Consider the following 22,434-nt stretch of genomic DNA (forward strand, 5'->3'; position numbering starts at 1 on the left):
CACTGCGGCTCCAACCCCCGGCGGCTTTGCTAGAGTGGGATCTTTGCCGCAGGACGTCCATGGCCTCCGAAGCATCCGCCCCCCGCCACATCCGGCTGACCTCGCACCACGGCGGCTTCGGCGCGCTGCCGATCGCGTGGGGCGCGTCCACCCCCGCCGAACGCGGCCCCGTGGTGGGCACCACCACCAAGCGCGCCCACCGCAACGTGATCGGCACGCACAGCGGCTCCTACAGCGTCTACCGCGCCCTCGCCGTCGCCGCCGGCGCGCTGAGCCGCGAACACAAGGCCGACCTCACCAACACCGCCCCCACCGACGTGATCGGCCCCTACCCGCAGTGGACCGACCCGGAGAAGATCGTCAGCCTCGACCCGTGGGGCGCCCAGGTCGCCGACGTGTTCGCCGCCGAACTGCAGGCGGGCTACGACATCCGCCCCACCATCGCCATCACCAAGGCCCACGTGATCCTGCCGGAGGTGATCGAGGCCTTGCTGAAGGGGCGCCTGACGCCCGACCACAGGATCCTGATGGATGGCGGCGCCGCCTGCGTCACCAAGGCGGCCATCGAGCCGGTCTGGTGGCTGCCCGGCGTGGCCAGGCGCTTCGGCTGCAGCGAGTCCGACCTGCGCCGCGTGCTGTTCGAGGAAACGGGCGGCATGTACCCCGAACTGGTCACCCGCAGCGACCTCGAAGTGTTCCTGCCTCCCATCGGCGGGCAGACGGTCTACATCTTCGGCGACCCGCGCGACCTCGCCAACCCGGAGGTGGAACTCACCGCCCGCGTGCACGACGAGTGCAACGGCTCCGACGTGTTCGGCTCCGACATCTGCACCTGCCGCCCCTACCTCACGCACGCGATCGAGGAATGCATCCTGGGCGCGCAGCGCGGCGGCGTGGGGCTGGTCTCCTATTCGCGCAAGGAAGGCCGCGCGCTCGGCGAAGTGACCAAGTTCCTGGTCTACAACGCGCGCAAGCGCCAGGTGGGCGGCGACACGGCCGACCAGTACTTCGCGCGCACCGAATGCGTCGCCGGCGTGCAGGACATGCGCTTCCAGGAGCTGATGCCGGACGTGCTGCACTGGCTGGGCGTGCGCAAGATCCATCGCCTCGTCTCCATGAGCAACATGAAGTACGACGCGATCACGCAATCGGGCATCGAGGTGGGCGAGCGGGTCGACATCCCGGCGGGGCTGATCCCGGCGGACGCGCAGGTCGAGATGCAGGCCAAGAAGGCCGCCGGCTATTTCACGCCGGGCGGCGCGCCGGACGAAGAACAACTGAAACAGACGAAAGGGCGGAGTCTATGAGCACCATGGAACAATCGAGAGCAAGCAGCGAAGCCGATGCCGCTGCCAGCCTGCTGCGCAGCACCCACGCGATCCGCGAGCGCTGCGGACAGCTGCTGGCGCGCGCGCGCAGCGGCGATTCGCGCTGGTTCACGGTGGACGACGGCTACATCGCCAACGCGGCGCGCGAGGTGGCGGAGATCACGAAGAAGCGCTACCCCAAGCTGCACGTGCCGCTGCACAGCCGCTGGCGCCACCTGGAAGCCGGCGGCGTCGACCGCAAGGCCGAACTGGACCGCCTGATGGAGCACCTGCCGCGCCAGACGCGCCTGCACGCCCTGGTGGACTTCACCTTCGTGAGCGTGCTGCTCGATGGCGGCGCGGGCGCCGACTGGAGCTACACCGAAGCGGCCACCGGCAAGACCTTCACCCGCTCGGAGGGGCTGGCCGTGGCGAGCTTCCATGCCTTCACCAGCGGCCTGTTCTCCAGCGACAAGGGCCATCCGTTCCAGGTCGACGCCGCGGGGCTGCGCGGCCTGTCGACCGACCACCTCGCCAGCGCCTTCCAGGTGCGCGAGAACAACCCCCTCATCGGCCTCGAGAACCGCGCGATCCTGCTGCGCCGCCTCGGCGAGGCGATGGCCGAGCAGCCCGAAGTGTTCAACGAGGACGGCCGCCCCTCCGGCCTGTTCGACCTGATCCTCACGCCCTTCGGCTCCACGGTGCCGCCCCGCACCGCCGAAGAGTCCGCGCACGACATCCTCTCCGAGATCCTGCTCACCTGCTCCGGTATCTGGCCGCTGGACAACGCGATCGGCAACGTGCCCCTGGGCGACTGCTGGCGCCACGAGGCGGTGCGCGGCGAAGGCGCCAGCGACGGCTGGGTGCCCTTCCACAAGCTGTCGCAGTGGCTCACGTATTCGCTGCTGGAGCCCTTCACCTGGGCCGGCGTGCGCGTGCACGGCGTCGACGCCCTCACGGGGCTGGCCGAGTACCGCAACGGCGGCCTGCTGCTCGACACCGCCGTCCTGCGCCTGCGCGACGAATCGGTGACGAAGAAGGTGTGGCAGCCCGGGGACGAGCTGATCGTGGAATGGCGCGCCCTGACGGTGGCCCTTCTGGACGAAGTGGCCGTGGAGGTCCGCAAATTGCTGCACACTGATGCCAACCACCTGTCGATGGCCTCCGTGCTGGAGGGCGGCACCTGGGCGGCCGGGCGCGAACTCGCGCAGCGGCACCGGGGCGGCCTGCCTCCCCTGCAGGTGGCCACCGACGGCACCGTGTTCTGAACGCGAGACCCATGCAAAGCAACAACGTCCATGTCATCGACCATCCGCTGGTGCAGCACAAGCTGTCGCTCATGCGGAACAAGGAAGCCAGCACCAACAGCTTCCGCCGCCTCCTGAACGAGCTCTCGACGCTGATGGCCTACGAGGTCACCCGCGACGTGCCGATGCAGGAAGTGGAGATCGAGACGCCGCTCGAGAAGATGCGCACCAAGGTGATCGACGGCAAGAAGCTCGTCTTCGTGTCGATCCTGCGCGCGGGCGGCGGCATCCTGGACGGGATGCTGAGCGTGGTGCCGGGGGCGCGGGTGGGCCACATCGGCCTGTACCGCGACCCCAAGACGCTGATGGCGGTGGAGTACTACTTCAAGATGCCCCAGAGCATGGAGAACCGCGACGTGGTCGTGGTCGACCCCATGCTCGCCACCGGCAACTCCGCCATCGCCGCCGTGGAGCGCCTGAAGGAACTCAACCCGCGCTCCATCAAGTTCGTCTGCCTGCTCACCTGCCCCGAGGGCGTGGCGGCGCTGCAGAAGGCGCACCCGGACGTGCCGATCTACACCGCGGCCATCGACCGCGAGCTCAACGAGCACGGCTACATCCTCCCGGGCCTCGGCGACGCCGGGGACCGCATCTTCGGCACCAAGTAGGCTGGCGGTGAGCGCGCGCAGCGCCGACCGAGCGCCGCAGGCGGCGCGTAGTCCGAGGCGTCGGCATCGGCAACCCCGGCGCTTCGCGGCGCTCGCGGCGGCGGCCGCGTTGGCCCTGTCGGCCGCCGGCGCGCTGGCCGCGCCCTACACGCCCGCCAGCGACGACGAGGTCGTCGAGCGGCTGCCCGTGGCCAGCGATCCGGCGCTGCGGGTCGTCGAGTCGCTGCGCCGGCAGCTCGCCTCGCGCCCGCAGGACAAGGCCTTGCGGCTGGACCTGGGCGAGCGCTATTTCGCCATGGCGATGGCGCAGGGCGACCCGCGCTACGTGGGGTATGCGATGTCCACCATCGCGCCGCTGGAGCAGAGCGCAGGCGACGACAGCCGCTACTGGCTGGTGCGCGGTCAGCTGCAGCAGTACAGCCATGACTTCGAGGGCGCGCTCGCGAGCCTCAAGCGCGCGAGCGAGCTCGATCCGCAGGCGGTGGAGCCGGTGGCCTGGCGCGCGGCGATCCACATGGTGCAGGCGCAGTACGCGTGGTCGGCGGCCGAATGCGACCGGCTGGCGAAGATCGCACCCGGCCTGCTCGCGCAGGGGTGCACCGCCTATGTGCGCGCCACGACAGGGCAGCTGATTCCCGCGTACGAGATGCTGTCGGATGCGGTTGCCCACGCCAGGGACGTCGCGCCCGAACTGATGCTGTGGGTGCAGACGCGCCTGGCGGAGATGGCCGTGCGGCTGCAGCGCTGGGGCGACGCCGAACGCCATTACCGCAGCGCGCTGGCGCAGGGCGTCACCGACCAGTTCCTGCTTGCCTCGTATGCCGATTTCCTGCTGCAGCGCGGCCGTCCGCAGGAGGTGCTGCAGCTGCTCAATGGCTGGGAGCGTTCCGACGTGCTGCTGCTGCGCCTGGCGCTGGCAGGGCGCGCGGTCAACCATCCGCGCACCGGTGAATGGCTGTCGCAGCTGCGCGATCGCTTCGAGGCCGCCGCCAAGCGCGGCGACCGCCTGCACGAACAGGAGGCGGCGCGCTGGGAGCTGGAGCTGGAGCACGATGCGGCCAAGGCGCTGGCCTACGCGAAGAGCAACTACACGAAGCAGAAGGAGCCGCGCGACGCGGAGGTGCTGCTGCGCGCTGCGCTGGCCGCGCGCGATCCCGCCGCGGCGCAGCCGGCGTTGGAGTGGCTGAAGACGAGCGGATACGAGGATCCGGTGCTGGAGGCCGTGGCGGGCAAGTTGGGGGCGCTGCGGTGAATCTTCCTTGCCTGCTGGTGGCCTGGCTTCGTAGGCTGGTGGTGAGCCGCGAAGCGCGCGAACCCCAGCGATGCGCGAAGCGCTGGGGTTCGCTCAGCTCACCACCAGCCTGCCTCCTGCTCCTCACCCTCCTCTGCCCCCCCGCCTTCGCCCACAAACCCAGCGACTCCTACCTCACCCTGCGCGGCGAGCAGGACGCCATCGCGGTGCGCTGGGACATCGCCCTGCGCGACCTCGACTACGTGCTGCAGCTCGATCGCGACGGCAACGGCGAACTGGCCTGGGGCGAGGTGCGCCAGCGCGCCGGCGACATCGAGAAGCTGGCGATCGCCAAGCTGGCCTTCTCCTCCCAGGGCGCCTCCTGCCCGCTGCAGTCCGCCGGCCCGCTCATGCTGGACAAGCACAGCGACGGCACCTACGCCGTGCTGTCGCTGCGCGCGCACTGCGACAGGCTCGCCGGCACGGTGCAGGTGCACTACGCGATGCTGTTCGACGTCGACCCGACGCACCGCGGCCTCGTGCAGTGGACGCCGGCCGGCGCCTCGGCGCCGCAGCCGCTGGTGTTCGCCGCCGATTCCGCCACGCAGGACCTGAAGCTCGCCGCCCCCAGCGGCTGGGAGACGCTGCGGCAGTACGTCGTCGAAGGGATCTGGCACATCTGGATCGGCTTCGACCACATCCTGTTCCTCGTCGCCCTGCTGCTGCCGGCCGTGCTCATTCGCCGCGACCGGGGCTGGACGCCCACGCCCAGCCTGCGCGCCGCCGCGGTCGACGTGCTGAAGGTGGTGACGGCCTTCACCCTCGCCCACTCCATCACGCTGAGCCTGGCCGTGCTCGGCTTCGTCAGCCTGCCCTCGCGCGTCGTCGAATCGGTGATCGCGGCCTCCGTCGTCGTGGCCGCCCTGAACAACCTGCGCGGCACGGTGGACAAGAAGCGCTGGGTCATGGCCTTCGTGTTCGGGCTGGTGCACGGCTTCGGCTTCGCCTCGGTGCTGGCGGACCTGGGCCTGCCGCAGGGCGCGCTGGCGCTGGCGCTGGTCGGCTTCAACCTCGGCGTGGAAATCGGCCAGCTGGCGATCGTCACGGCCTTCCTGCCCGTCGCGTTCCTGCTGCGCGCCACCAGCTTCTATCGCATCGGCGTGCTGCGCTTCGGCTCGCTGGCGGTGGCGCTGGTGGCCACGTGGTGGTTCGTGCAGCGGGCGTTCGACCTGGCACCGTCCTGATGCTGCCGCGGGTCGGCTGAGCACCTGGGAGCCATACAAAAGTATGGTCGCGTGGTACAGTCAGCTCGATGGACCCCGTGCGCTTCGAGTGGGATGACCGCAAGAACGCAGGCAATCTCGCGAAGCACCATGTTTCCTTCTTCGAGGCACAGCTTGCGTTCGCGGATCCGCACCGCGTGATCGCGCGCGATCGCGCGCACAGCGGGGCAGAGGAGCGCTTCTATTGCTTCGGCGTCGTCGGGGCCGGCGTGATGACTGTCCGTTTCACGTATCGCCATAATTCCATCCGCATCATCGGCGCCGGTTACCGGCGCAAAGGGAAGGCCCTCTATGAGCAGGAAAATCAGCTACACCGACGAGCCGCTCGGTGAGATCGAAGTGGTCGCCGATTTCCTGCCTCCTCCGCAGGAACTTGCGTTTCGCGAAGAAGGCGTGAAGGTCACACTGGCCCTCAGCAAGCGAAGCGTCGACTTCTTCAAGTCCGAGGCCTCCAGGCACCAGACGCAGTACCAGCGGATGATCCGGCGACTCCTGGATGCCTACGTGGATGCGCAGCAGAGCCGTGCCCCAGCCCCCGGCGCCAGGCGCGCGGCAAGCAAGCGCAGGACTACCTGACCCCCCGCGGCATGCTCGACCTCCTCGTCACCAACGCCACCCTCCCCGACGGCCGCACCGGCATGTCGGTCGCGGTCCAGTCCGGCCGCATCGCGGAGGTCACGCCCGGCCTGGCCGCACCCGCGCACGAGACCGTCGACGCCGGCGGCCAACTGCTCTCCCCGCCCTTTTGCGACCCGCACTTCCACATGGACGCGACCCTCAGCTACGGGCTGCCGCGCGTCAACGAGAGCGGCACGCTGCTGGAAGGCATCCGGCTGTGGGGCGAGCTCAAGCCGCTGCTGAAGGCCGAGGACCTCGTGGCGCGCGCGCTCGCCTATTGCGACTGGGCCGTCGCGCGCGGGCTGCTCGCGATCCGCAGCCACGTCGACACCAGCGACGCGAGCCTGCTGGCGGTGGAGGCCCTGCTGGAGGTCAGGCGGCGCGTGGCCCCCGTTATCGACCTGCAGCTGGTGGCCTTCCCGCAGGACGGCGTGCTGCGCACCCCCGGCGGCATCGACAACATGAAGCGCGCGCTGGACCTCGGCGTCGACATCGTCGGCGGCATCCCGCATTTCGAGCGCACGATGAGCGACGGCGCGATCAGCATCCAGCTGCTGTGCGAGGCCGCCGCCCGCCGCGGCACGCTGGTGGACATGCACTGCGACGAGACCGACGACCCGCTGTCGCGGCACATCGAGACGCTGGCCTTCGAGACGCAGCGGCTCGGGCTGCAGGGGCGCGTCAACGCCTCGCACTGCACGTCGATGCACAGCATGGACAACTACTACGTGTCCAAGCTGCTGCCCCTGATCGCCGAGAGCGGCGTGAGCGTCGTCGCCAACCCGCTGATCAACATCACCCTGCAGGGCCGGCACGACACCTATCCCAAGCGCCGCGGCATGACGCGGGTGCCGGAACTGATGGCGGCCGGCGTGACCGTCGCCTTCGGCCACGACTGCGTGATGGACCCGTGGTACGGCCTGGGTTCGGGCGACATGCTCGAGGTGGCGCACATGGGGCTGCACGTCGCGCAGATGACCAGCCGGCAGGGCATGCGCGCCTGCTTCGATGCGGTCACGGTGAACGCGGCGAAGGTGATGCACCTTCAGGGCTACGGGCTCGCCCCCGGCTGCGACGCCAGCTTCGTGCTGCTGCAGGCGCGCGACCCCATCGAGGCGATCCGCCTGCGCGCGAACCGCCTGAAGGTGTGGCGCAAGGGGCGCCTGCTGGCCGAGACACCCGCGGTCGTGACGACCCTCACGGACGAAAAAGGGCCGCGGGGCGTCACTTTCGTGATGCCGCCGCGGCCATAGGAAGCTGGAGATCAGCGAGTCTGTGCGGGCACGACGACGATGTTGTCGCCGGTCTTGCCGCGCTGTCCCGTCGCACCGGTGTCACCGGTCGCGCCGGTGCTGCCGGTCAGGCCCGTGTCGCCCGTATTGCCCGTGTTGCCCATGCGGCCGGCATCGCCCGTCGCTCCGGTGGCGCCGGTACTGCCGGTGCTGCCGGTGTAGCCCGTGGATCCGGTCAGGCCGGTCGATCCCGTTTCACCGGGTGCGCCTGCCGGACCGGCGGGGCCCGGAACCGGGACGGCGACCACCGCCGGGGGCGGAGTGGGCGCGACGACGACTTCGCGCTGGCAGGCGGCCAGTGTCGTTGCGGCGAGCGCGATCGAGAAAATTGCTGCGTAGTTCATGGATTCATGCCGATCAGGGAAGACCGCTCGGCCTGGGGCAGGAATTTGCAGAAGGCGCGGTTCATGGGCGCAAGGTATCCCTGCAGCCCCCGCCCGTATGTGCGGTACGAGACGCAAGCGGCGCCGTTGGGGAGATTCGGGCGTTTGGCCTACAAGGAGCGGCAGCTGCTCGCGCGCGCGGCTAGGATGACGCAGCCCCGCAGCAGGAGAACCCCGTGACCAGCCTGGAACAACTCTCGCAGGACGTCGTGCGCTTCCGCGACGAACGCGACTGGAAGCAGTTCCACAACCCCAAGGACGTGGCCGTCTCGCTGCTGCTCGAAGCGGGCGAGGTGCTGGAGATCTTCCAGTGGAAGGACGCCGCCGGCGTGGCCGAGGCCGCGCAGGCGCGCAAGGGCGACCTGGCGGACGAACTCGCGGACGTGCTTTGCTACACCCTGCTGATGGCGCACGACCTCGGCATCGACCTCTCGGCCGCCCTGGCCGCGAAGCTGCGCAAGAACGCGCTCAAGTACCCGGTCGACAAGGCGAAGGGCTCCAGCAGCAAATACACCGAACTCTGAGGGCGCGCCGGGGCGCTACTTGGCCGTCAGGTCCATCACGGCCTGCGGCGTCGCCTTGTTGGTGGCCTGCCCTACCCAGCCGCCGGGGCCGCGCATCAGCTCCGCGGTGATGGCTTCGCCGCAGGGCGTGGCCGACTCGAACTGCAGGCCGCCCTTGGCCGTGACCCGCCCCGTGATGGGCTTGAAGCGCACGATGCACCTCGGATCGGGCGTCGTCCAGCTCAGACGGCCCGAGAAGGTCCCGTCGTCCTTGCGCTGCAGGCCCTCCAGGTCGAAGGGCTGGGGGGTGGTGCGGCCGGCCTGCGTCGCCGCGGTCCAGCGGCCGTGCAGGTCCTTGGGGAACTCCGGTTCCTGCGCGAACGCGCCGGTGACGGCCAGCAGGATCGGAGCAAGGCGGACAAGCTTGTGCATGGTGGGATTCCTCGAGTCTCTGGCGGGAGTCTGCTGGACGGTGCCGCACCGGTCAAGGCGGGACACCCCGCGCCCATGGCGTTCTTCTATGCTGGCAGCTTCCCCGCCACCATCGCCATGCCCCTCGACCTCGCCCGCATCCAGGCCCTGTGCTTCGACATCGACGGCACCCTGGCCGACACCGACGACCACCTGGTCGCGCAGCTCGCGGCGCTGCTGGACAAGGTGCCGCTGGTGAGCGGCCGCCGCGGCGAGAAGCTGGCCCGCCAGGCCGTCATGGGCATGGAGACGCCCGTGCACGGGGCGTATGCCTGGCTGGACCGCCTCGGCCTGGACCTGCCGGCGCAGCGCCTGCGAGAACGGCTGAGGCAGATGCGGGCCATGAAGGCGCGCCAGGCGGACCCGGCCCACACGCGCAACCCGGAGGCGATCGACGAAGTGCCGCACGACATGGTCGCCGGGGTGCAGGAGATGCTGCACAAGCTCGCCGCGCACTACCCCATGTGCACCATCACCACCGGCGGCGCGCCGCGGGTGGAGCGCTTCCTGGCGCACTTCGGTGTGCGCGAGCTGTTCAAGGTGGTGGTCGGCTCGCAGACCACGCGGCGCATGAAGCCGCACCCGGAGCCGCTGCTCTACGCGGCGAAGATCATGGAAGTCGATCCGAAGGCGTGCCTCATGATCGGCGACACCACCATCGACGTGCGCTGCGGGCGGCTGGCCGGAGCCCAGACGGTGGGCGTGCTGTGCGGCTTCGGCACCGAGCGCGAGCTCCAGGAAGCAGGGGCGAACCTGATCCTGCGCACCACGTCGGACCTGCTGGCGGTGCTCAAGCCGCAGGAGGATGCGCTCGGGACCTCCGCCAGCCCGGAGCCGAAACCGGACGGCCCCTCGTCCTAGGACGCCCCCGCGCCGGGCTCTTCCGGCGCCAGCCGCGCGGTGTTGCTCGCGGCCAGTGCGGCCAGCGGCGCGATGTCCGGCGGGCCCTCTGCGTCCGGCTCCCCCTCTTCGTCCGCGGCCGCCTCTTCGTCCGCGGCGGCGTCGAGCAGCGGCGCCGGCAGGCTCTTGGTCGGCTTCACGCCCAGGGTGCGCAGCATCTCCGCCTGCCGGATCACGTTGCCGCGCCCGGTGGACAGGCGCTTGTGCGCGTCGCCATAGGCGTCCTGGGCCTGCCGCAGCTTCGCGCCCACCAGCTCCAGGTCCTTCACGAAGTCGGCCAGCTTGTCGTACAGCTCGGCGCCGCGGCGCGCGATGTCCTGCGCGTTGCGGCTCTGCGCCTCCTGGCGCCACAGGTGGGCCACGGTGCGCACCACGAACAGCAGGGTCGACGGGCTGACCAGCAGCACGTTCTTCTCCCACGCGTCCATGAACAGGTTGCCGTCGTTCGTCACGGCCATCATGAAGGCCGGCTCGATCGGCACGAACATCAGCACGAAGTCCAGCGACTTCAGGCCGTACAGGTGCTGGTACTGCTTGCCCGAGAGGCCCTTGATGTGGTTGCGCACCGAATCGAGGTGGCGGCGGATCGCCAGCGCACGGTCCTCGTCGGTCTGCGCCACGATCATTTCCTCGTAGGCGATCAGCGACACCTTGGAGTCCACCACCAGGCGGCGCTCCTCCGGCAGCAGGATCACGACGTCCGGCTGCGCGCGGCTGCCGTCCTCGCGCACCTGGCTGTCCTGCACCTGGTACTCCTCGCCCTTGCGCAGGCCCGAGGCCTCGAGCACCCGTTCGAGCACCAGCTCGCCCCAGTTGCCCTGCGCCTTGGCGCTGCCCTTCAGGGCCATGGTGAGGTTCTGGGCGTCCTGGCTCAGGGCCTGGTTCAGCGAGACGAGCTGGCGCACCTGCTCCGAGAGGGCCGAGCGGTCCTTGCCCTCCTGCACGTACACCTCCTCCACCTTGCCCTTGAATTCGCTCAGCTGCGTGCGCAGCGGGTCGAGCAACTGGCCGATCGCCGTCTGGTTCTGTTCGGCGAAGCGCTTGGACTTCTCCTCCAGGATCTCGGTGGCGAGGTTGCGGAACTGCTCGGTCAGCGAGTTCTTCGCCTCCACCAGCAGCGCCAGTTTCTCCTCGGAGGCGCGGCGCTCGCCCTCCAGGCGGGTGCGCAGCTGCGAGAGCTCGCCCCCGGACGCTTCGCGCAGGTCGGCCAGCTGCTGCGCCGTCTGCGCCAGTTGCTGCTCGGTGGCGCGCAGGCGCGCTTCCAGCGGCGCGATGCGCTGCGATTGCTCCTCCAGCGCCGCGCCCTTCTGCGCCGCCTCGCCCGAATAGCGCAGGACGTCCGCCGTCTTCAGGCGCAGGTCGTCGCCGAGCCGGCGCAGGTCTTCCTCGAGGGTCGGGACGCGGCCGGCCCGCTCCGTGAGCTTGGAGACTTCGTCGCGCACCAGGTCGAGCTCGTTGCGCCAGCGGTCCGCCTGCGCGCGGCTGTCGGCCAGGGCGGACTGGTCGGCGCGGCGCTCTTCCTCCAGCAGCCGCGCGCGTTCACGCGCCTGGGCCAGTTCGCCCTGCAAGGCGGCGTCGGCGCGGGCCACCGCGGTATCGACCTGCGCCTGCAGGGCCCGGCGGCCGGCCAGCCAGACCAGGCCGGCGCCCAGAAGAAGGCCGGCCACGCCGGCGACAAGGACCATGAACAACTGCGGATCCACCAGATTCTCCCAACTCCACCCTTTATACACGGCGCGAGCCGCGCCTCAGGGCCTGGAGGCTGCCTTGCCCTCGATCAGTTTCACCAGCGCCCACAGCACGCGGTTGGCGGGCGTGGCGATCCCCAGCGCCTGGCCCCGCCGCACCACGTAGCCATTGAGGTAGTCGATCTCGGTGGGCTTCCCCCGCGCGAGGTCCTGCGCGGTGGAGGAATACTGCGACGGCATGGACTCCACCAGCTTGCGCGTGGTGAGGTGCGGATCGGCCGGCAGCTGCACGCCGTCCGCGGTGGCCACGGCCACGCATTCGTCGACCACGTCGTGCATCACCTCGCGGATGCCGGGGCTGTCCACGTTCTCGCCGTACGGCCGCTGCGCGATGGCGGAGACCGCGTTGTAGGCGCAGTTGATGATCAGCTTGAGCCACAGCGCCCCGCGCACGTTGGCGGAAACCTCGGTCGGAACGCCGGCGGCGACGAGCGCCTGCGCGATGCGCTCGCTCCCGTCCGCCGGCTCGATCACCAGCTCGCCGCGGCCGTGGTGCTTCAGGTGGCCCGGTCCGGCCATTTCGGTCGCCACGTAGACCACCGCGGCGGCTACGGCGTGATCGGGCAGCACGGTGCGCAGGCGTTCCGCGTTGTCGACCCCGTTCTGCAGGCACAGCACCAGGGTGTCGCGCTTCAGGAAGGGCTTCAGCTCGCGGCCGGCCGATTCGGTGGCGGGGGACTTCACGCTGAAGAGGACCACGTCCGCGTCCTTGGCGCCGGCGACTTCGGTGGTCGCCGCCAGCCGCACGCGCTCGTCGAAGCTCTTCGTCTCCATGCGCAGGCCGTCGCGCGCGATCGCTTCCACGTGCTGTGCACGCGCGATCAGCGTGACGTGGTGGCCGGCGCGGGCGAGCATGCCGCCGAAATAGCAGCCGACGGCGCCGGCGCCCATGACGGCGACTTTCAGGGGGGCGTTGGAGGCCATGGCGTCTCTGGGGGAGTGGACCCGCATTCTAGAATCGGCCGGCCATGCCCCCTGTCGACCTCTCGAACGACCCCGCGGCGATGCGGCGCATCTTCCTCGCGCTCGGACTCGCCGCACCGGACGAGGAGGTGCGCGCCGTCCCGCTCACGGGCGGCGTGTCCTCGGGCATCTGCCGCGTGGACCTGCGCTCCGGCAGCTATTGCGTCAAGCAGGCCCTGCCCCAGCTGAAGGTGGCCAAGGAGTGGAAGGTGCCGGTGGAGCGCGTGTTCGCCGAAATCGGCTACCTGCGCACGGTGGCCGCGATCGTGCCGGGTCACGTGCCGCGCGTGCTGGGCGAGGACGCGCAGAGCAAGAGCTTCGTCATGGCCTTCCTCGGGGCGGAATACCGCAACTGGAAGGCCGACCTGCTGGCCGGCCGCATCGATACCGGGATTGCGCGGGCGACCGGCGACATCCTGGGACGCATCCATGCCGCGACGGCGGACGATGCGCGCCTGGCCACGCAGTTCGCCAACGATGCCGACTTCCACGCCCTGCGGCTCGAGCCCTACCTGGTCGAGACGGCGCGCGAGCACCCGGAGCTGGCGGATCGCCTGCTGCAACTCGTGCAGCGCACGGCAAGCACCCGCCGCGTGCTGGTGCACGGCGACGTGAGCCCCAAGAACATCCTGCTGGGGCCGAACGGACCGGTGCTGCTCGATGCCGAATGCGCCTGGTTCGGCGACCCCGCCTTCGATCTCGCCTTCTGCCTCAACCATTTCCTGCTGAAGGCGGCGCACCTGCCCGGGCGCACCGGCGCGCTGATGGAGAGCTTTAGCGCCTTTGTGCAGGCCTACTGGCCGCATGTGCACTGGGAGCCGGTCGGCGCGCTGGAGCAGCGCGTCGCCACCCTGTTGCCGGGGCTGACACTCGCGCGCATCGACGGCAAGTCGCCGGTCGAATACCTCGGCGAGCCGCAACGGCAGGCGGTGCGCGCTGGCGCCATCGCACTGCTGCGCGAGCCGCCCTCCTCGCTGGACTTCATCGCGGGCCGCTGGGCCCGGGAATTCGCATGACCATCCAGAGCGTTCTCGCCCGCCGGATCTGGGATTCGCGCGGCCGCCCCACCGTCGAAGTGGAAGTGATCAACTCCGACGGCACGTCGGGCCTCGGCATCGCGCCGGCCGGTGCCTCGCGCGGCAGCCGCGAAGCGGTGGAACTGCGCGATGGCGGCGAGCGTTTCGGCGGCCGCGACGTGCAGCAGGCGCTCGCCGGCATCGCGCGCGAGATCGCGCCTGCCCTGGTGGGCCGCGACGCCGCGGACCAGGCCGACATCGACGCCCTCCTGATCGCGCTGGATGGCACGCCCGCCAAGTCCCGGCTCGGTGGCAATGCCCTCATCGCGACCTCGCTGGCCGTGCTGCACGCCGCCGCGGCGCAGGCGCGCCTGCCCTTGTGGCGCCACCTCGCGCAAGGCCGCGAAGTCCGCCTGCCCCTGCCGCAGATCCAGATCTTCGGCGGCGGCGCCCATGCAGGCCAGCGCGTGGACATCCAGGACTTCATGGTGATCGCCACCGGCGCGGCCAGCTTCTCGCAGGCACTGGAGATGACCGCGGAGGTCTACCGCGCGGCCGGCGAGCTGATGGCGCAGCGCGGGGCCCTCGCCGGTGTCGCGGACGAAGGCGGCTGGTGGCCCAGCTTCACCCGCAACGAGGAGGCGCTCGACACCCTGGTCGCCGCGATCGAGCGGGCCGGCTACGTGCCGGGCGAACAGGTGGCGATCGCGCTCGACATCGCGTCGTCCGAATTCGGGCACGGCGGGCGCTACCGGCTCGCGCTGGAGAACGAGGAGCTCGATTCCGATGCGCTGTGCGAGCGCCTCGTGCGCTGGGTCGAGCGCTACCCGATCGTCTCCATCGAGGACCCCCTGGCGGAGGACGACGAGCCCGGCCTCGTCGCCTTCACGCGGGCCGTGGGCGACCGCGTGCAGGTGGTGGGCGACGACTACCTGGTGACCAGTGCCGACCGCGTGCGCGCGGCAGCCGCGGCGGGCGCCTGCAACTGCGTCCTGGTCAAGCCGAACCAGGCCGGCACGGTGACGGAGACGCGCGCGGCGCTCGATGCGGCCCAGGCGCTCGGCTACGGCACCATCGTCTCCGCCCGCTCCGGCGAGACGGAGGACGTGGCGATCGTGCACCTGGCCACCGGCTGGAACGCCGGGCAGCTCAAGGTGGGTTCCTTCGCGCGTTCCGAGCGCATGGCGAAATGGAACGAAGGCGTGCGGCTGGAAACCCGGCCGGACGCGCCCGCCGGCTTCGCGGGCCGGGCGGCACTGAAAGGACGGAGGCAGGCATGAAGTACTGGCTGATGAAATCCGAGCCCGAGGAGGTGTCGATCGACGACGCGCTGGCCGCGCCCGGGTCCACCGTCCCCTGGACCGGCGTGCGCAACTACCAGGCCCGCAACTTCATGCGCGACGAGATGCGCATCGACGACGGCGTGCTGTTCTACCACTCCAGCTGCGCCGAACCGGGCATCGTGGGCATCGGGCGGGTGGCGTCCACGCCCTACCCCGACCCGACGCAGTTCGATGCGAAGTCGCCCTACCACGATGCGAGCTCCAAGCCGGATGCGCCGCGCTGGATGCTGGTGGACGTGCAGGTGCTGCGCAAGACCCGGAACCTCACGCTGCCCGCGCTGCGCGCCGATCCCGAACTGCAGGAGCTGCTGGTGCTCAAGAAAGGCAACCGCCTCTCGATCACGCCGGTCGATCCGGCCCACTGGCGCCGCATCCTGAAGAAACTGGCCTGAGCCGGGATGACCGCCTGGCAATTCGCGGCCTTCCTGGCCTGCGTGGCGCTGGCCGCCTGCGCGCAGGGCATCACGGGTTTCGCGCTGGCGCTGATCCTGCTGGGCCTCGCCAGCCTGTTCGAGCTCGCGCCTCTGCCCGACGTGGCCAACGTGGCCACCGTGCTGTCGCTGGCCAGTGCCGTGATCGCGTTGCGCGGCACGCAACGCGCGCTGGACCGGGCGATCTGGAAGCTGACGGTGAGCGGCAGCGTGTTCGGCTACGGCGCGGGCGTGGCCTTGATGGCGTGGCTGAACGCCAACGTGGTGGTGGTGCTGCGTCTGCTGCTGGGCGTGGTCGTGATCGCCTGTGCGGCGGTGGTGCTGCTGCGGACCGAGCCGCTGGCCCGGCGCTCGTCGCCGGCCTCGTTTCGCGGATTCGGTTTCCTCTCCGGCGTGCTCGGGGGGCTGTTCTCCGCTTCGGGGCCGCCGCTCGTGTACCAGTACTACCGCCAGCCGCTGTCGCTCGACGCAGTGCGCGACACCCTGGTGGCGGCGCTCGCGACGGGTGCGCTGATCCGGCTGGCGATCGTGGTGCCGGCCGGGCAGTTCAGCTTGCGCTCGCTGATGCTGTGCGCGGCTTCGATTCCAGTGGCGATGGGGCTGACGTGGTGGATGAGGACGCATCCGCCGGCGTGGCGGCGGGAGACGGTGCTGAAGGTGGTGTGCGGCTTGCTGGTGATCACGGGAGCGGGATTGATCGCGCCGGCGGTGGCGGCGTTGATGCACTGAAGCGCTGGGCTTCGCGCGCTGTCGCGGCTCAGCGCCAGCCTGCGAAGTCCTGCCTCCCGGGTAGGCTGGCGCTGAACCGCGACAGCGCGCGCGAAGCCCAGCGCTTCACGCCCGGATCAACCGCGGCAACGCCTTGCCCCCCTGCATCCGCGGAAACAGCGCGCGCCCGACCCGCTCCCGATCCAGCCCGAAGGTCTCCGCCGCCACGGCGGCGATCAGTGCGTCCAGCCCCAGCGTCGGCCGCAGGTCGCGCCCTTCGTACAAGGCGGCGGCCGCGAGCCCCGGCCAGTCCGCGATCACGCGTCCGCCCTGCACCGCGCCGCCGGCCAGCAACGCGGCCGAGCCCGTGCCGTGGTCCGTGCCGCCGGTGCCGTTGGCGGCCACCGTGCGCCCGAACTCGGTGGCAACCAGGACCACCGTCTCCTTCCACGCCGCACCCAATCCTTCCTTCAGCGCCGCGACCATCGCGTCGAGCCCGCGCAGCTGCGCCGCCAGGCGCGCGTTCTGCGCGCTGTGGGTGTCCCAGCCGCCGGTCTCGATCATCGCGATGCGCGGCCCCTGCGGCTGCGCGAGGAACTGCGCCGCCAGGCGGCCGAGCGCCGCGGGGTCCTGGCGCCGGCCGCCCTCGCCCACGACACCCGCGAGGCCGCGCGCATCCATCGCGGCGGACCACAAGGCATGCAGCTGCGCATCGGCCGCATAGAGCTGCTGCACGCGCAGCAGCAGGTCGTCGCTCGCGGGCGCCAGCGCCGAAGGCGCATACGAGCCGACCTCCGAGGCGCCGCGCAGCGCCAGCGGCACCGAAGGCGCGAGGGCGATCGCCTCGCCGGGCCGACGGGGCAGCAGGCCGACCAGGCGGTTGAGCCAGCCGTCCTTCAGCTCGTACGGCGCGCTGCCGCCGCTTTCGAGCACGTTCTGGCCGTCGAAATGCGAGCGGTCGCGGTACGGCGAGGCCACGGCATGCACGAACAGCGCCTGCCCCGCGCCATGCAGCTCGCCGAAGGCCTTCAGCGCCGGATGCAGCGCGAAGCTGCCGTCCAGGCGCGTGGCGCTTGCCGGATCGACCGCGAGCTCGCCGCGCAGGCGGGCATAGGCCGGATCGGCATGGGGGATCACCGTGTTCAATCCGTCGGCGGCACCGCGCTGGATCACGAACACGAAGCGGCGCTCGGTGGCCGCCTGCGCGAACACGACGCGCGGCGCGGCCAGCATGGCGCCGGCAGCGGCGAGGAAGCCGCGACGGGCGAGCGACATGTTCATCTCCTCAGGAATTCGGGCGACACCAGCAGCAGGGCCAGGCCGCTGCCGGGGCTTTCCGCCCGGGCGATGGCGGTGGCGGTCGCCTCGCCGAGCGCGCCGGGCAGCACGCGCGGGGCCAGCGCCCGCGCATCGACGGTCGCACCGGCCTGCGCGGCCAGGCGCTGCGCCACTTCCACGCGCCGCACGAGCGCATCGGGCGCGGCCCACGCCGGCGCCACGTCGTCCCAGCCGGCCGGCGAGCCGGGACGCCAGACGGGCTGCGCGAGCTGGTTCATCACGTTGGCCAGCTGCAGAGGCGCGATCTCGCTGCGGCCGAGGGCGCGCAGGGCCGAGATCGCCCACTCCCACGGGCTCTTGAACTTGGGCACGGCGGCGGTCCAGGCCTGCGGCGCGTTCACCAGCTCGCGGTACAAGGCGGGCAGGTCGCCGCCGGTGCGCAGGAAGGTCTCGGACAGGCGTTGCACCAGTGCCGGCGGCGGCTCGTCGGCGACGAAATGGCGCGCGAGCTTGGTGGCGACATGGCGCGCCGTGGCCGGCGCGTTCGCCAGGTCGTGCAGGATGGCGCGGGCCTGTTCCTCGCCCGGCTGCGCGTACGTGCGTCCCAGCACCGTACGCGATCCCGGCTCGTGCATCGCGCGGCGGAACTCGAACGGTTCCGCGACGCCTGCATCTGCCGCGGGCAGGGTCCAGCCGGTCAGCGCGCGCGCGAACTCGGTCACGTCGGCCTGGGTGTAGCCGCTGCGCACGCCCAGCGTGTGCAGCTCCAGGATCTCGCGGGCGAGGTTCTCGTTCAGGCCGCGGCGGCGCTGCCGGCGCCCGGCGGCGCGCACGGCCGCCGGGCTCTCCGGGCCGATCGAGCGCGCCTGGTCCAGGTACAGCAGCATGGCCGGGTGGCGCGCGGTGGCGAGCAGCATGTGCTCGAAGCGGCCCAGGACGTGCGGACGGATCGCATCCGCCTCGAAGGCGCCCGCCAGACCCACGACGGCCACCTTGTCGATGGACACCGCGAAATGGTTGGCCCAGAAGTGCACCAGCCGCTCGACGAAAGGCGCGCCGGTCCGCAGCGCGCTGTCGGCCCGCGCGCCCGCGGCGCTGACGTAGGTAGCGCGCGCCTCGCGCCGGTACGCCTGGCGCGCGGCGCGTCGGTCGCCCTCGGCGGCCTCGCGCAGCGACCGCTGGCGCTCCAGCAGCGCCTGCGTGAGCGCAGGGGTGCGCGGCAGCGCCTGCCACGCGGCGGGAAGGGCTTCGTAGCGCTCGAACTGGCCCAGCAGCCAGCCGCGGGGGTCCGCCGGCGGGGCGTCCTGCGGGCGGGCGCCGAGGCCGAAGCGGTTGAGGGCGATGGCGGCGGTCATGCGGTGGATTGGACATCCGCCGCCCACGGGCGCCGATGTCGTCTTCGTTTCGGCCGTGTAAATGCGCCCACGCCTGCACGGTTGCCGCCCCGTTCCTAGAATGGACCATGCCCTCCGATCCCTCGACGAATCCCCTCCTTGCCGCCTGGACCGCCCCCTATGGGCTGGCGCCGTTCGCCGCCATCGAGCCGGCGCACTTCGAGCCTGCGTTCGCGCAGGCGCTGCAGGAACACCGCGAGGAAATCGAGGCCATCGCGCACGACCCGCGGCCCGCGGACTTCGAGAACACGCTGGCAGCCTTCGATCGTTGCGGCCGGCGGCTCGGCCGCCTCGGCATGGTGTTCCACAACCTGTGCGCGTCGCACACCTCGCCCGCATTGCAGGCGGTCCAGCGCCGCATGGCGCCGGTGCTGGCCGCGCACGGCAACGCGATCTTCATGAACCGGCCCTTGTTCGCCCGCGTCGATGCGCTGCACGAGCAGCGCGCGCGACTGGACCTGGATGCCGAACAGCGCAGGCTGCTGGAGCGCACGCATCTGGACTTCGTGCGCGCGGGCGCGCGGCTGGCGCCGGCAGCGCAGGAGCGCTACGGACAGATCGTGCAGGAGCTGGCCGCGTGCCAGACCGCCTTCGCGCAGAACGTGCTGCACGACGAATCCACCTGGGCACTGGTGCTGCGCGACGAGTCCGAGCTGGCAGGCCTGCCGGAGTTCGTGCGCTGCGCCGCGCGAGCGGCGGCGCAGCAGCGCGGCCTGGGCGATGTCCACGCGATCACGCTGTCGCGGTCCCTGATCGTGCCCTTCCTCACCTTTTCGCAGCGGCGGGACCTGCGCGAGCAGGCCTGGCGCGCGTGGGTCCGACGCGGCGAGCACGAAGGCGAGCACGACAACCGGCCGCTGATCGGCCGCATCCTGCAACTGCGGCACGAGCAGGCACGGCTGCACGGCTACGCGACGTACGCGGACTACGCACTGGTGGACCGCATGGCGGGCACGCCGGCAGCGGTCGACGGCCTGCTCGACGATGTCTTCGAGCGCGCGAAGGCTGCCCTCGAGCGCGAGCGCGCGAGCCTGGAAGCGGCACAGCGCGCCGACGGCGACACGGCGCCGATCGAGGCCTGGGACTGGCGCTACTGGGCGGAGAAGGTGCGGCAGCGGGAGTTCGCGCTCGACGACGCCCAGCTCAAGCCCTACTTCGCGCTGGAGGCCATGGTGCAGGCGGCCTTCGACTGCGCGCAGCGCCTGTTCGGCCTGCGCTTCACGCCGCGCACCGACCTCTCGTTGCACCACCCCGATGCCCGCGCCTACGAAGTCCATGACGCCCAGGGGCGCGCCGTGGGCCTGTTCATCCAGGACAACTTCGCCCGCCCGAGCAAGCGCAGCGGCGCCTGGATGAGCAGCCTGGCCGTGCAGGCGCGCAATGGCGGCGAGGTGCTGCCGGTGATCCTGAACACCAACAACTTCGCCGCGGGCAGCCCCACCCTCCTCGGCTTCGACGACGTGCGCACGCTGTTCCACGAGTTCGGGCACGGCCTGCACGGGCTGCTGTCGAACGTCACCTACGGCGATCTCGCGGGCACGCAGGTGCTGCGCGATTTCGTGGAGTTGCCGTCGCAGCTGTTCGAGCACTGGATGGCGGAGCCCCAGGTGTTGCGGCAGCACGCGCGCCACGTGGAAACCGGCGAGCCCATTCCGCAGGCGCTGATCGAGCGCCTGCGCAGCGCGCAGATGTTCGGCGAGGCGTACGAGGCCGTGCGCTACTGCGGCAGCGCGATCGTGGACATGGCGGTGCACCGCCATCCGGATCCAGCCGGCGTGACCGACTGGCCCGCGGTCGAGGAAGGCCTGCTGCGCGAGCGCGGGCTGCCGCAGGCCGCCGGCATCAACCACCGGCTGGCGCACTTCCAGCACCTGTTCGGCGGCGGCTACGCGGCGGGGTACTACGTGTACCTCTGGGCCGAGGTGCTCGATGCGGACGCGTGGGAGGCGTTCATCGAGGCGGGCAGCCCGTTCGATGCGCAGGTGGCCGAGCGCCTGAAGCGCTGCATCTATGGCACGGGCAACAGCGTGGAGCCCGGGCAGGCGTTCAGGAACTTCCGCGGTCGCGACCCCGCGATCGAGCCCTTGCTGCGGCAGAAGGGCCTGCTGCAACCGGCCTGAGGCGACTCGCGCGCGCTCAGCGCTGCGCCTGCCCTGCCCCCACTGCGGCGATCGCGGCGGCGAGGTCCGGCAGCACCTGCACGCCCTCGACCGGGCCTAGGCGCTGCACCCCTGCCCCGCCGGCCCACAGCGCCATGCGCGTCGGCAGCGCCTCGCGCAGGTCCCGCAGCACGTGCGTGATGCGGCGCGCCGGAAACGCCGCCGAGAAGGACAGCGCCACCACGTCGGCGCCGCAGGCGCCGGCGGCGCGCGCGACATCGCCCACCGGCGTCTGGGCGCCGAGGCTGATGCAGCGTGCCCGGTGCAGCGTCAGCAGGCTCTCCACGATCAGGAGGCCGAGCGCATGCGGTTCGCCGGGCGCGGTGGTCAGCAGGATGCGCGGCGCGATCCCCGGCGGCAGGGCCGCGATCGCCTGCCGCAGCACGCGCGCGCAGGCCTCGGAGAACAGGTGCTCCTCGAACACCTGCAGCCGCCCGCGCGCCCACTCCTCGCCGACGGCGACCGCCACCGGAACCACGATGTCCTGGACAAAGCGCTCCAGGCCGCGGGCCGCCAGCAGCCGCCGCAGGCGCTGCTCCAGGGCGGCGGCATCGTGGGAGCGCAGGCATTCCAGCAGTTCGGACGTCGTGGCGTCGCCCGGGGCCGCGGCGCCCGGCGCGGACGGTTCGGGGGCCGGTGCCAGGGCCAGGCGTTCCAGATCCTCGGTCGACTGGCGCAGCAGGCGGCCCGGCCGATGGCCCTGGTCCATCAGGCGCTTCACCAGCCGCAGGCGGCGGACCTGCTCCGCCGGGTACAGGCGCTCGTCGTTCCGGTCCCGCACCGGCACCGGGAAGCCGTAGCGGCGCTCCCAGACACGCAGCACGTCCTTGGAGAGGCCCACCTCGCGCTCGACGGATGCGATGGTGAGTTGGGGTTCGGTTTCTTTCATTTTGTCATGGACAAATCATTGACACTTCTCGCGCACCCCTCTATTCTCTGCCTGCACGCCGGTTTTGTCATGGACAAAATTCCAGAACGAAACGACGTGATCCCTCAACCTCACTTCGCCCAAGGACTCCCAGATGAAAAAAGCCATGCTGATCGCCGCCTTCGCGCTCGCCGCCGCCGGCGCGCAGGCCAAGGACATCGTCGACACGGCGGTCGCCGCCGGCCAGTTCAACACCCTCGCGACGGCCCTGCAGAAGGCCGGGCTGGTGGACACGCTCAAGGGCAAGGGCCCGTTCACCGTCTTCGCGCCGACCGACGAAGCCTTCGCGCGGCTGCCGAAGGAGCAGCTGGACGCCCTGCTGGCGGACCCGGCGATGCTCGCCGCCGTCCTCACCTACCACGTGGTGCCCGGCAGGGTGATGGCCAAGGACGTCAAGGCCGGCGACGTCGCGACCGTGCAGGGCGGCAAGCTCACGGTGCGCACGACCGGCGGCGTGATGGTGAACGACGCCCGGGTGGTGAAGGCCGATGTCGTCGCGGACAACGGCGTGATCCACGTGATCGATCGCGTGGTGCTGCCCCGCTGATCGCCACCCCCGCGCA

Annotated in this window: 23 protein-coding genes; 16 read left to right on the forward strand and 7 right to left on the reverse strand. The window is 71.1% G+C overall.

The window, feature by feature from the left end; translation table 11 throughout:
* The first annotated feature begins 59 nt into the window (after window positions 1–59).
* From WG923_RS13860 to WG923_RS13895, 8 genes are all read left to right on the forward strand, one after another.
* A complete protein-coding gene (locus WG923_RS13860) occupies window positions 60–1,307 on the forward strand; it encodes a GTP cyclohydrolase II (protein ID WP_340351559.1) in 1,248 nt (415 codons plus the stop codon).
* A 5-nt stretch (window positions 1,308–1,312) separates the two neighbouring features.
* Window positions 1,313–2,575: a URC4/urg3 family protein gene (locus WG923_RS13865; RefSeq protein ID WP_340351560.1), complete on the forward strand. Its 1,263-nt coding sequence runs from the start codon at window positions 1,313–1,315 to the stop codon at window positions 2,573–2,575.
* Between the two features lie 11 nt (window positions 2,576–2,586).
* A complete protein-coding gene (gene upp / locus WG923_RS13870; RefSeq protein WP_340351561.1) occupies window positions 2,587–3,222 on the forward strand; it encodes a uracil phosphoribosyltransferase in 636 nt (211 codons plus the stop codon).
* Window positions 3,223–3,331: 109 nt separating this feature from the next.
* Window positions 3,332–4,474: a hypothetical protein gene (locus tag WG923_RS13875; RefSeq protein ID WP_340351562.1), complete on the forward strand. Its 1,143-nt coding sequence runs from the start codon at window positions 3,332–3,334 to the stop codon at window positions 4,472–4,474.
* Window positions 4,471–5,697, forward strand: coding sequence for a HupE/UreJ family protein (locus tag WG923_RS13880; protein ID WP_340351563.1), 1,227 nt, complete (start codon window positions 4,471–4,473; stop codon window positions 5,695–5,697). Before WG923_RS13875 ends, WG923_RS13880 begins: the two co-directional genes overlap by 4 nt.
* A 68-nt stretch (window positions 5,698–5,765) precedes the next feature.
* Window positions 5,766–6,068 carry a BrnT family toxin gene (locus WG923_RS13885; protein ID WP_340351564.1) on the forward strand — a complete coding sequence of 101 codons (303 nt, stop codon included), beginning with the start codon at window positions 5,766–5,768 and terminating at the stop codon, window positions 6,066–6,068.
* Entirely contained in the window at window positions 6,028–6,312 is a 285-nt protein-coding gene (locus WG923_RS13890; RefSeq protein ID WP_340351565.1) for a hypothetical protein, read from the forward strand. Before WG923_RS13885 ends, WG923_RS13890 begins: the two co-directional genes overlap by 41 nt.
* Window positions 6,313–6,323: 11 nt before the next feature.
* The gene (locus WG923_RS13895; protein ID WP_340351566.1) at window positions 6,324–7,607 is read left to right on the forward strand and encodes an amidohydrolase family protein; all 1,284 of its coding nucleotides are present in this window, start codon (window positions 6,324–6,326) and stop codon (window positions 7,605–7,607) included.
* Between the two features lie 11 nt (window positions 7,608–7,618).
* Here WG923_RS13895 and WG923_RS13900 read toward each other — a convergent pair whose 3' ends face one another.
* A complete protein-coding gene (locus WG923_RS13900; protein WP_340351567.1) occupies window positions 7,619–7,990 on the reverse strand; it encodes a collagen-like protein in 372 nt (123 codons plus the stop codon).
* Between the two features lie 215 nt (window positions 7,991–8,205).
* Here WG923_RS13900 and WG923_RS13905 point away from each other — a divergent pair, with 215 nt between their 5' ends.
* Complete coding sequence (locus WG923_RS13905) at window positions 8,206–8,553, forward strand: nucleotide pyrophosphohydrolase (RefSeq protein ID WP_340351568.1); 348 nt, start codon at window positions 8,206–8,208, stop codon at window positions 8,551–8,553.
* A 15-nt stretch (window positions 8,554–8,568) separates the two neighbouring features.
* On the opposite strand, the gene WG923_RS13910 is transcribed toward WG923_RS13905, so the two are convergent.
* The gene (locus tag WG923_RS13910) at window positions 8,569–8,964 is read right to left on the reverse strand and encodes a hypothetical protein (RefSeq protein WP_340351569.1); all 396 of its coding nucleotides are present in this window, start codon (window positions 8,962–8,964) and stop codon (window positions 8,569–8,571) included.
* Window positions 8,965–9,039: 75 nt separating this feature from the next.
* On the opposite strand from WG923_RS13910, the gene WG923_RS13915 reads away from it, so the two are divergent.
* Window positions 9,040–9,864, forward strand: a complete 825-nt coding sequence (locus tag WG923_RS13915; protein ID WP_340351570.1) for an HAD family hydrolase — start codon at window positions 9,040–9,042, stop codon at window positions 9,862–9,864.
* Here WG923_RS13915 and rmuC read toward each other — a convergent pair.
* Window positions 9,861–11,606: a DNA recombination protein RmuC gene (rmuC, locus tag WG923_RS13920; RefSeq protein WP_340351571.1), complete on the reverse strand. Its 1,746-nt coding sequence runs from the start codon at window positions 11,604–11,606 to the stop codon at window positions 9,861–9,863. The two genes, WG923_RS13915 and rmuC, sit on opposite strands and share 4 nt — an antisense overlap.
* 45 nt (window positions 11,607–11,651) lie before the next feature.
* Window positions 11,652–12,557, reverse strand: coding sequence for a ketopantoate reductase family protein (locus tag WG923_RS13925; RefSeq protein WP_340351598.1), 906 nt, complete (start codon window positions 12,555–12,557; stop codon window positions 11,652–11,654).
* A 62-nt stretch (window positions 12,558–12,619) separates the two neighbouring features.
* On the opposite strand from WG923_RS13925, the gene WG923_RS13930 reads away from it, so the two are divergent.
* From WG923_RS13930 to WG923_RS13945, 4 genes are read left to right on the forward strand one after another with little or no spacing between them, the layout of a single operon-like run.
* Complete coding sequence (locus WG923_RS13930; RefSeq protein WP_340351572.1) at window positions 12,620–13,630, forward strand: phosphotransferase family protein; 1,011 nt, start codon at window positions 12,620–12,622, stop codon at window positions 13,628–13,630.
* Window positions 13,627–14,910 (forward strand): phosphopyruvate hydratase, encoded by a 1,284-nt coding sequence (eno, locus tag WG923_RS13935; RefSeq protein WP_340351573.1) that lies wholly within the window; start codon window positions 13,627–13,629, stop codon window positions 14,908–14,910. The genes WG923_RS13930 and eno overlap by 4 nt, the downstream gene beginning before the upstream one ends.
* Entirely contained in the window at window positions 14,907–15,365 is a 459-nt protein-coding gene (locus tag WG923_RS13940) for an EVE domain-containing protein (protein ID WP_340351574.1), read from the forward strand. Before eno ends, WG923_RS13940 begins: the two co-directional genes overlap by 4 nt.
* Window positions 15,366–15,371: 6 nt before the next feature.
* Complete coding sequence (locus WG923_RS13945) at window positions 15,372–16,133, forward strand: TSUP family transporter (RefSeq protein ID WP_340351575.1); 762 nt, start codon at window positions 15,372–15,374, stop codon at window positions 16,131–16,133.
* A 105-nt stretch (window positions 16,134–16,238) separates the two neighbouring features.
* Here the strand turns inward: WG923_RS13945 and WG923_RS13950 are convergent, their stop codons facing one another.
* On the reverse strand, window positions 16,239–17,393 hold the full coding sequence (locus tag WG923_RS13950; protein ID WP_340351576.1) for a DUF1501 domain-containing protein: 1,155 nt from the start codon (window positions 17,391–17,393) through the stop codon (window positions 16,239–16,241).
* Window positions 17,390–18,745 carry a DUF1800 domain-containing protein gene (locus tag WG923_RS13955; protein WP_340351577.1) on the reverse strand — a complete coding sequence of 452 codons (1,356 nt, stop codon included), beginning with the start codon at window positions 18,743–18,745 and terminating at the stop codon, window positions 17,390–17,392. The genes WG923_RS13950 and WG923_RS13955 overlap by 4 nt, the downstream gene beginning before the upstream one ends.
* 107 nt (window positions 18,746–18,852) lie before the next feature.
* On the opposite strand from WG923_RS13955, the gene WG923_RS13960 reads away from it, so the two are divergent.
* Window positions 18,853–20,904, forward strand: a complete 2,052-nt coding sequence (locus tag WG923_RS13960; protein ID WP_340351578.1) for a M3 family metallopeptidase — start codon at window positions 18,853–18,855, stop codon at window positions 20,902–20,904.
* A 16-nt stretch (window positions 20,905–20,920) separates the two neighbouring features.
* Here the strand turns inward: WG923_RS13960 and WG923_RS13965 are convergent, their stop codons facing one another.
* On the reverse strand, window positions 20,921–21,832 hold the full coding sequence (locus tag WG923_RS13965; protein WP_340351579.1) for a MerR family transcriptional regulator: 912 nt from the start codon (window positions 21,830–21,832) through the stop codon (window positions 20,921–20,923).
* A gap of 133 nt (window positions 21,833–21,965) precedes the next feature.
* Here WG923_RS13965 and WG923_RS13970 point away from each other — a divergent pair, with 133 nt between their 5' ends.
* Window positions 21,966–22,418: a fasciclin domain-containing protein gene (locus WG923_RS13970; protein WP_340351580.1), complete on the forward strand. Its 453-nt coding sequence runs from the start codon at window positions 21,966–21,968 to the stop codon at window positions 22,416–22,418.
* Window positions 22,419–22,434 lie beyond the last annotated feature (16 nt).

Origin of the sequence: Ramlibacter sp. AN1133 (assembly GCF_037890035.1) — a bacterium.
Lineage (GTDB): Bacteria > Pseudomonadota > Gammaproteobacteria > Burkholderiales > Burkholderiaceae_C > Ramlibacter.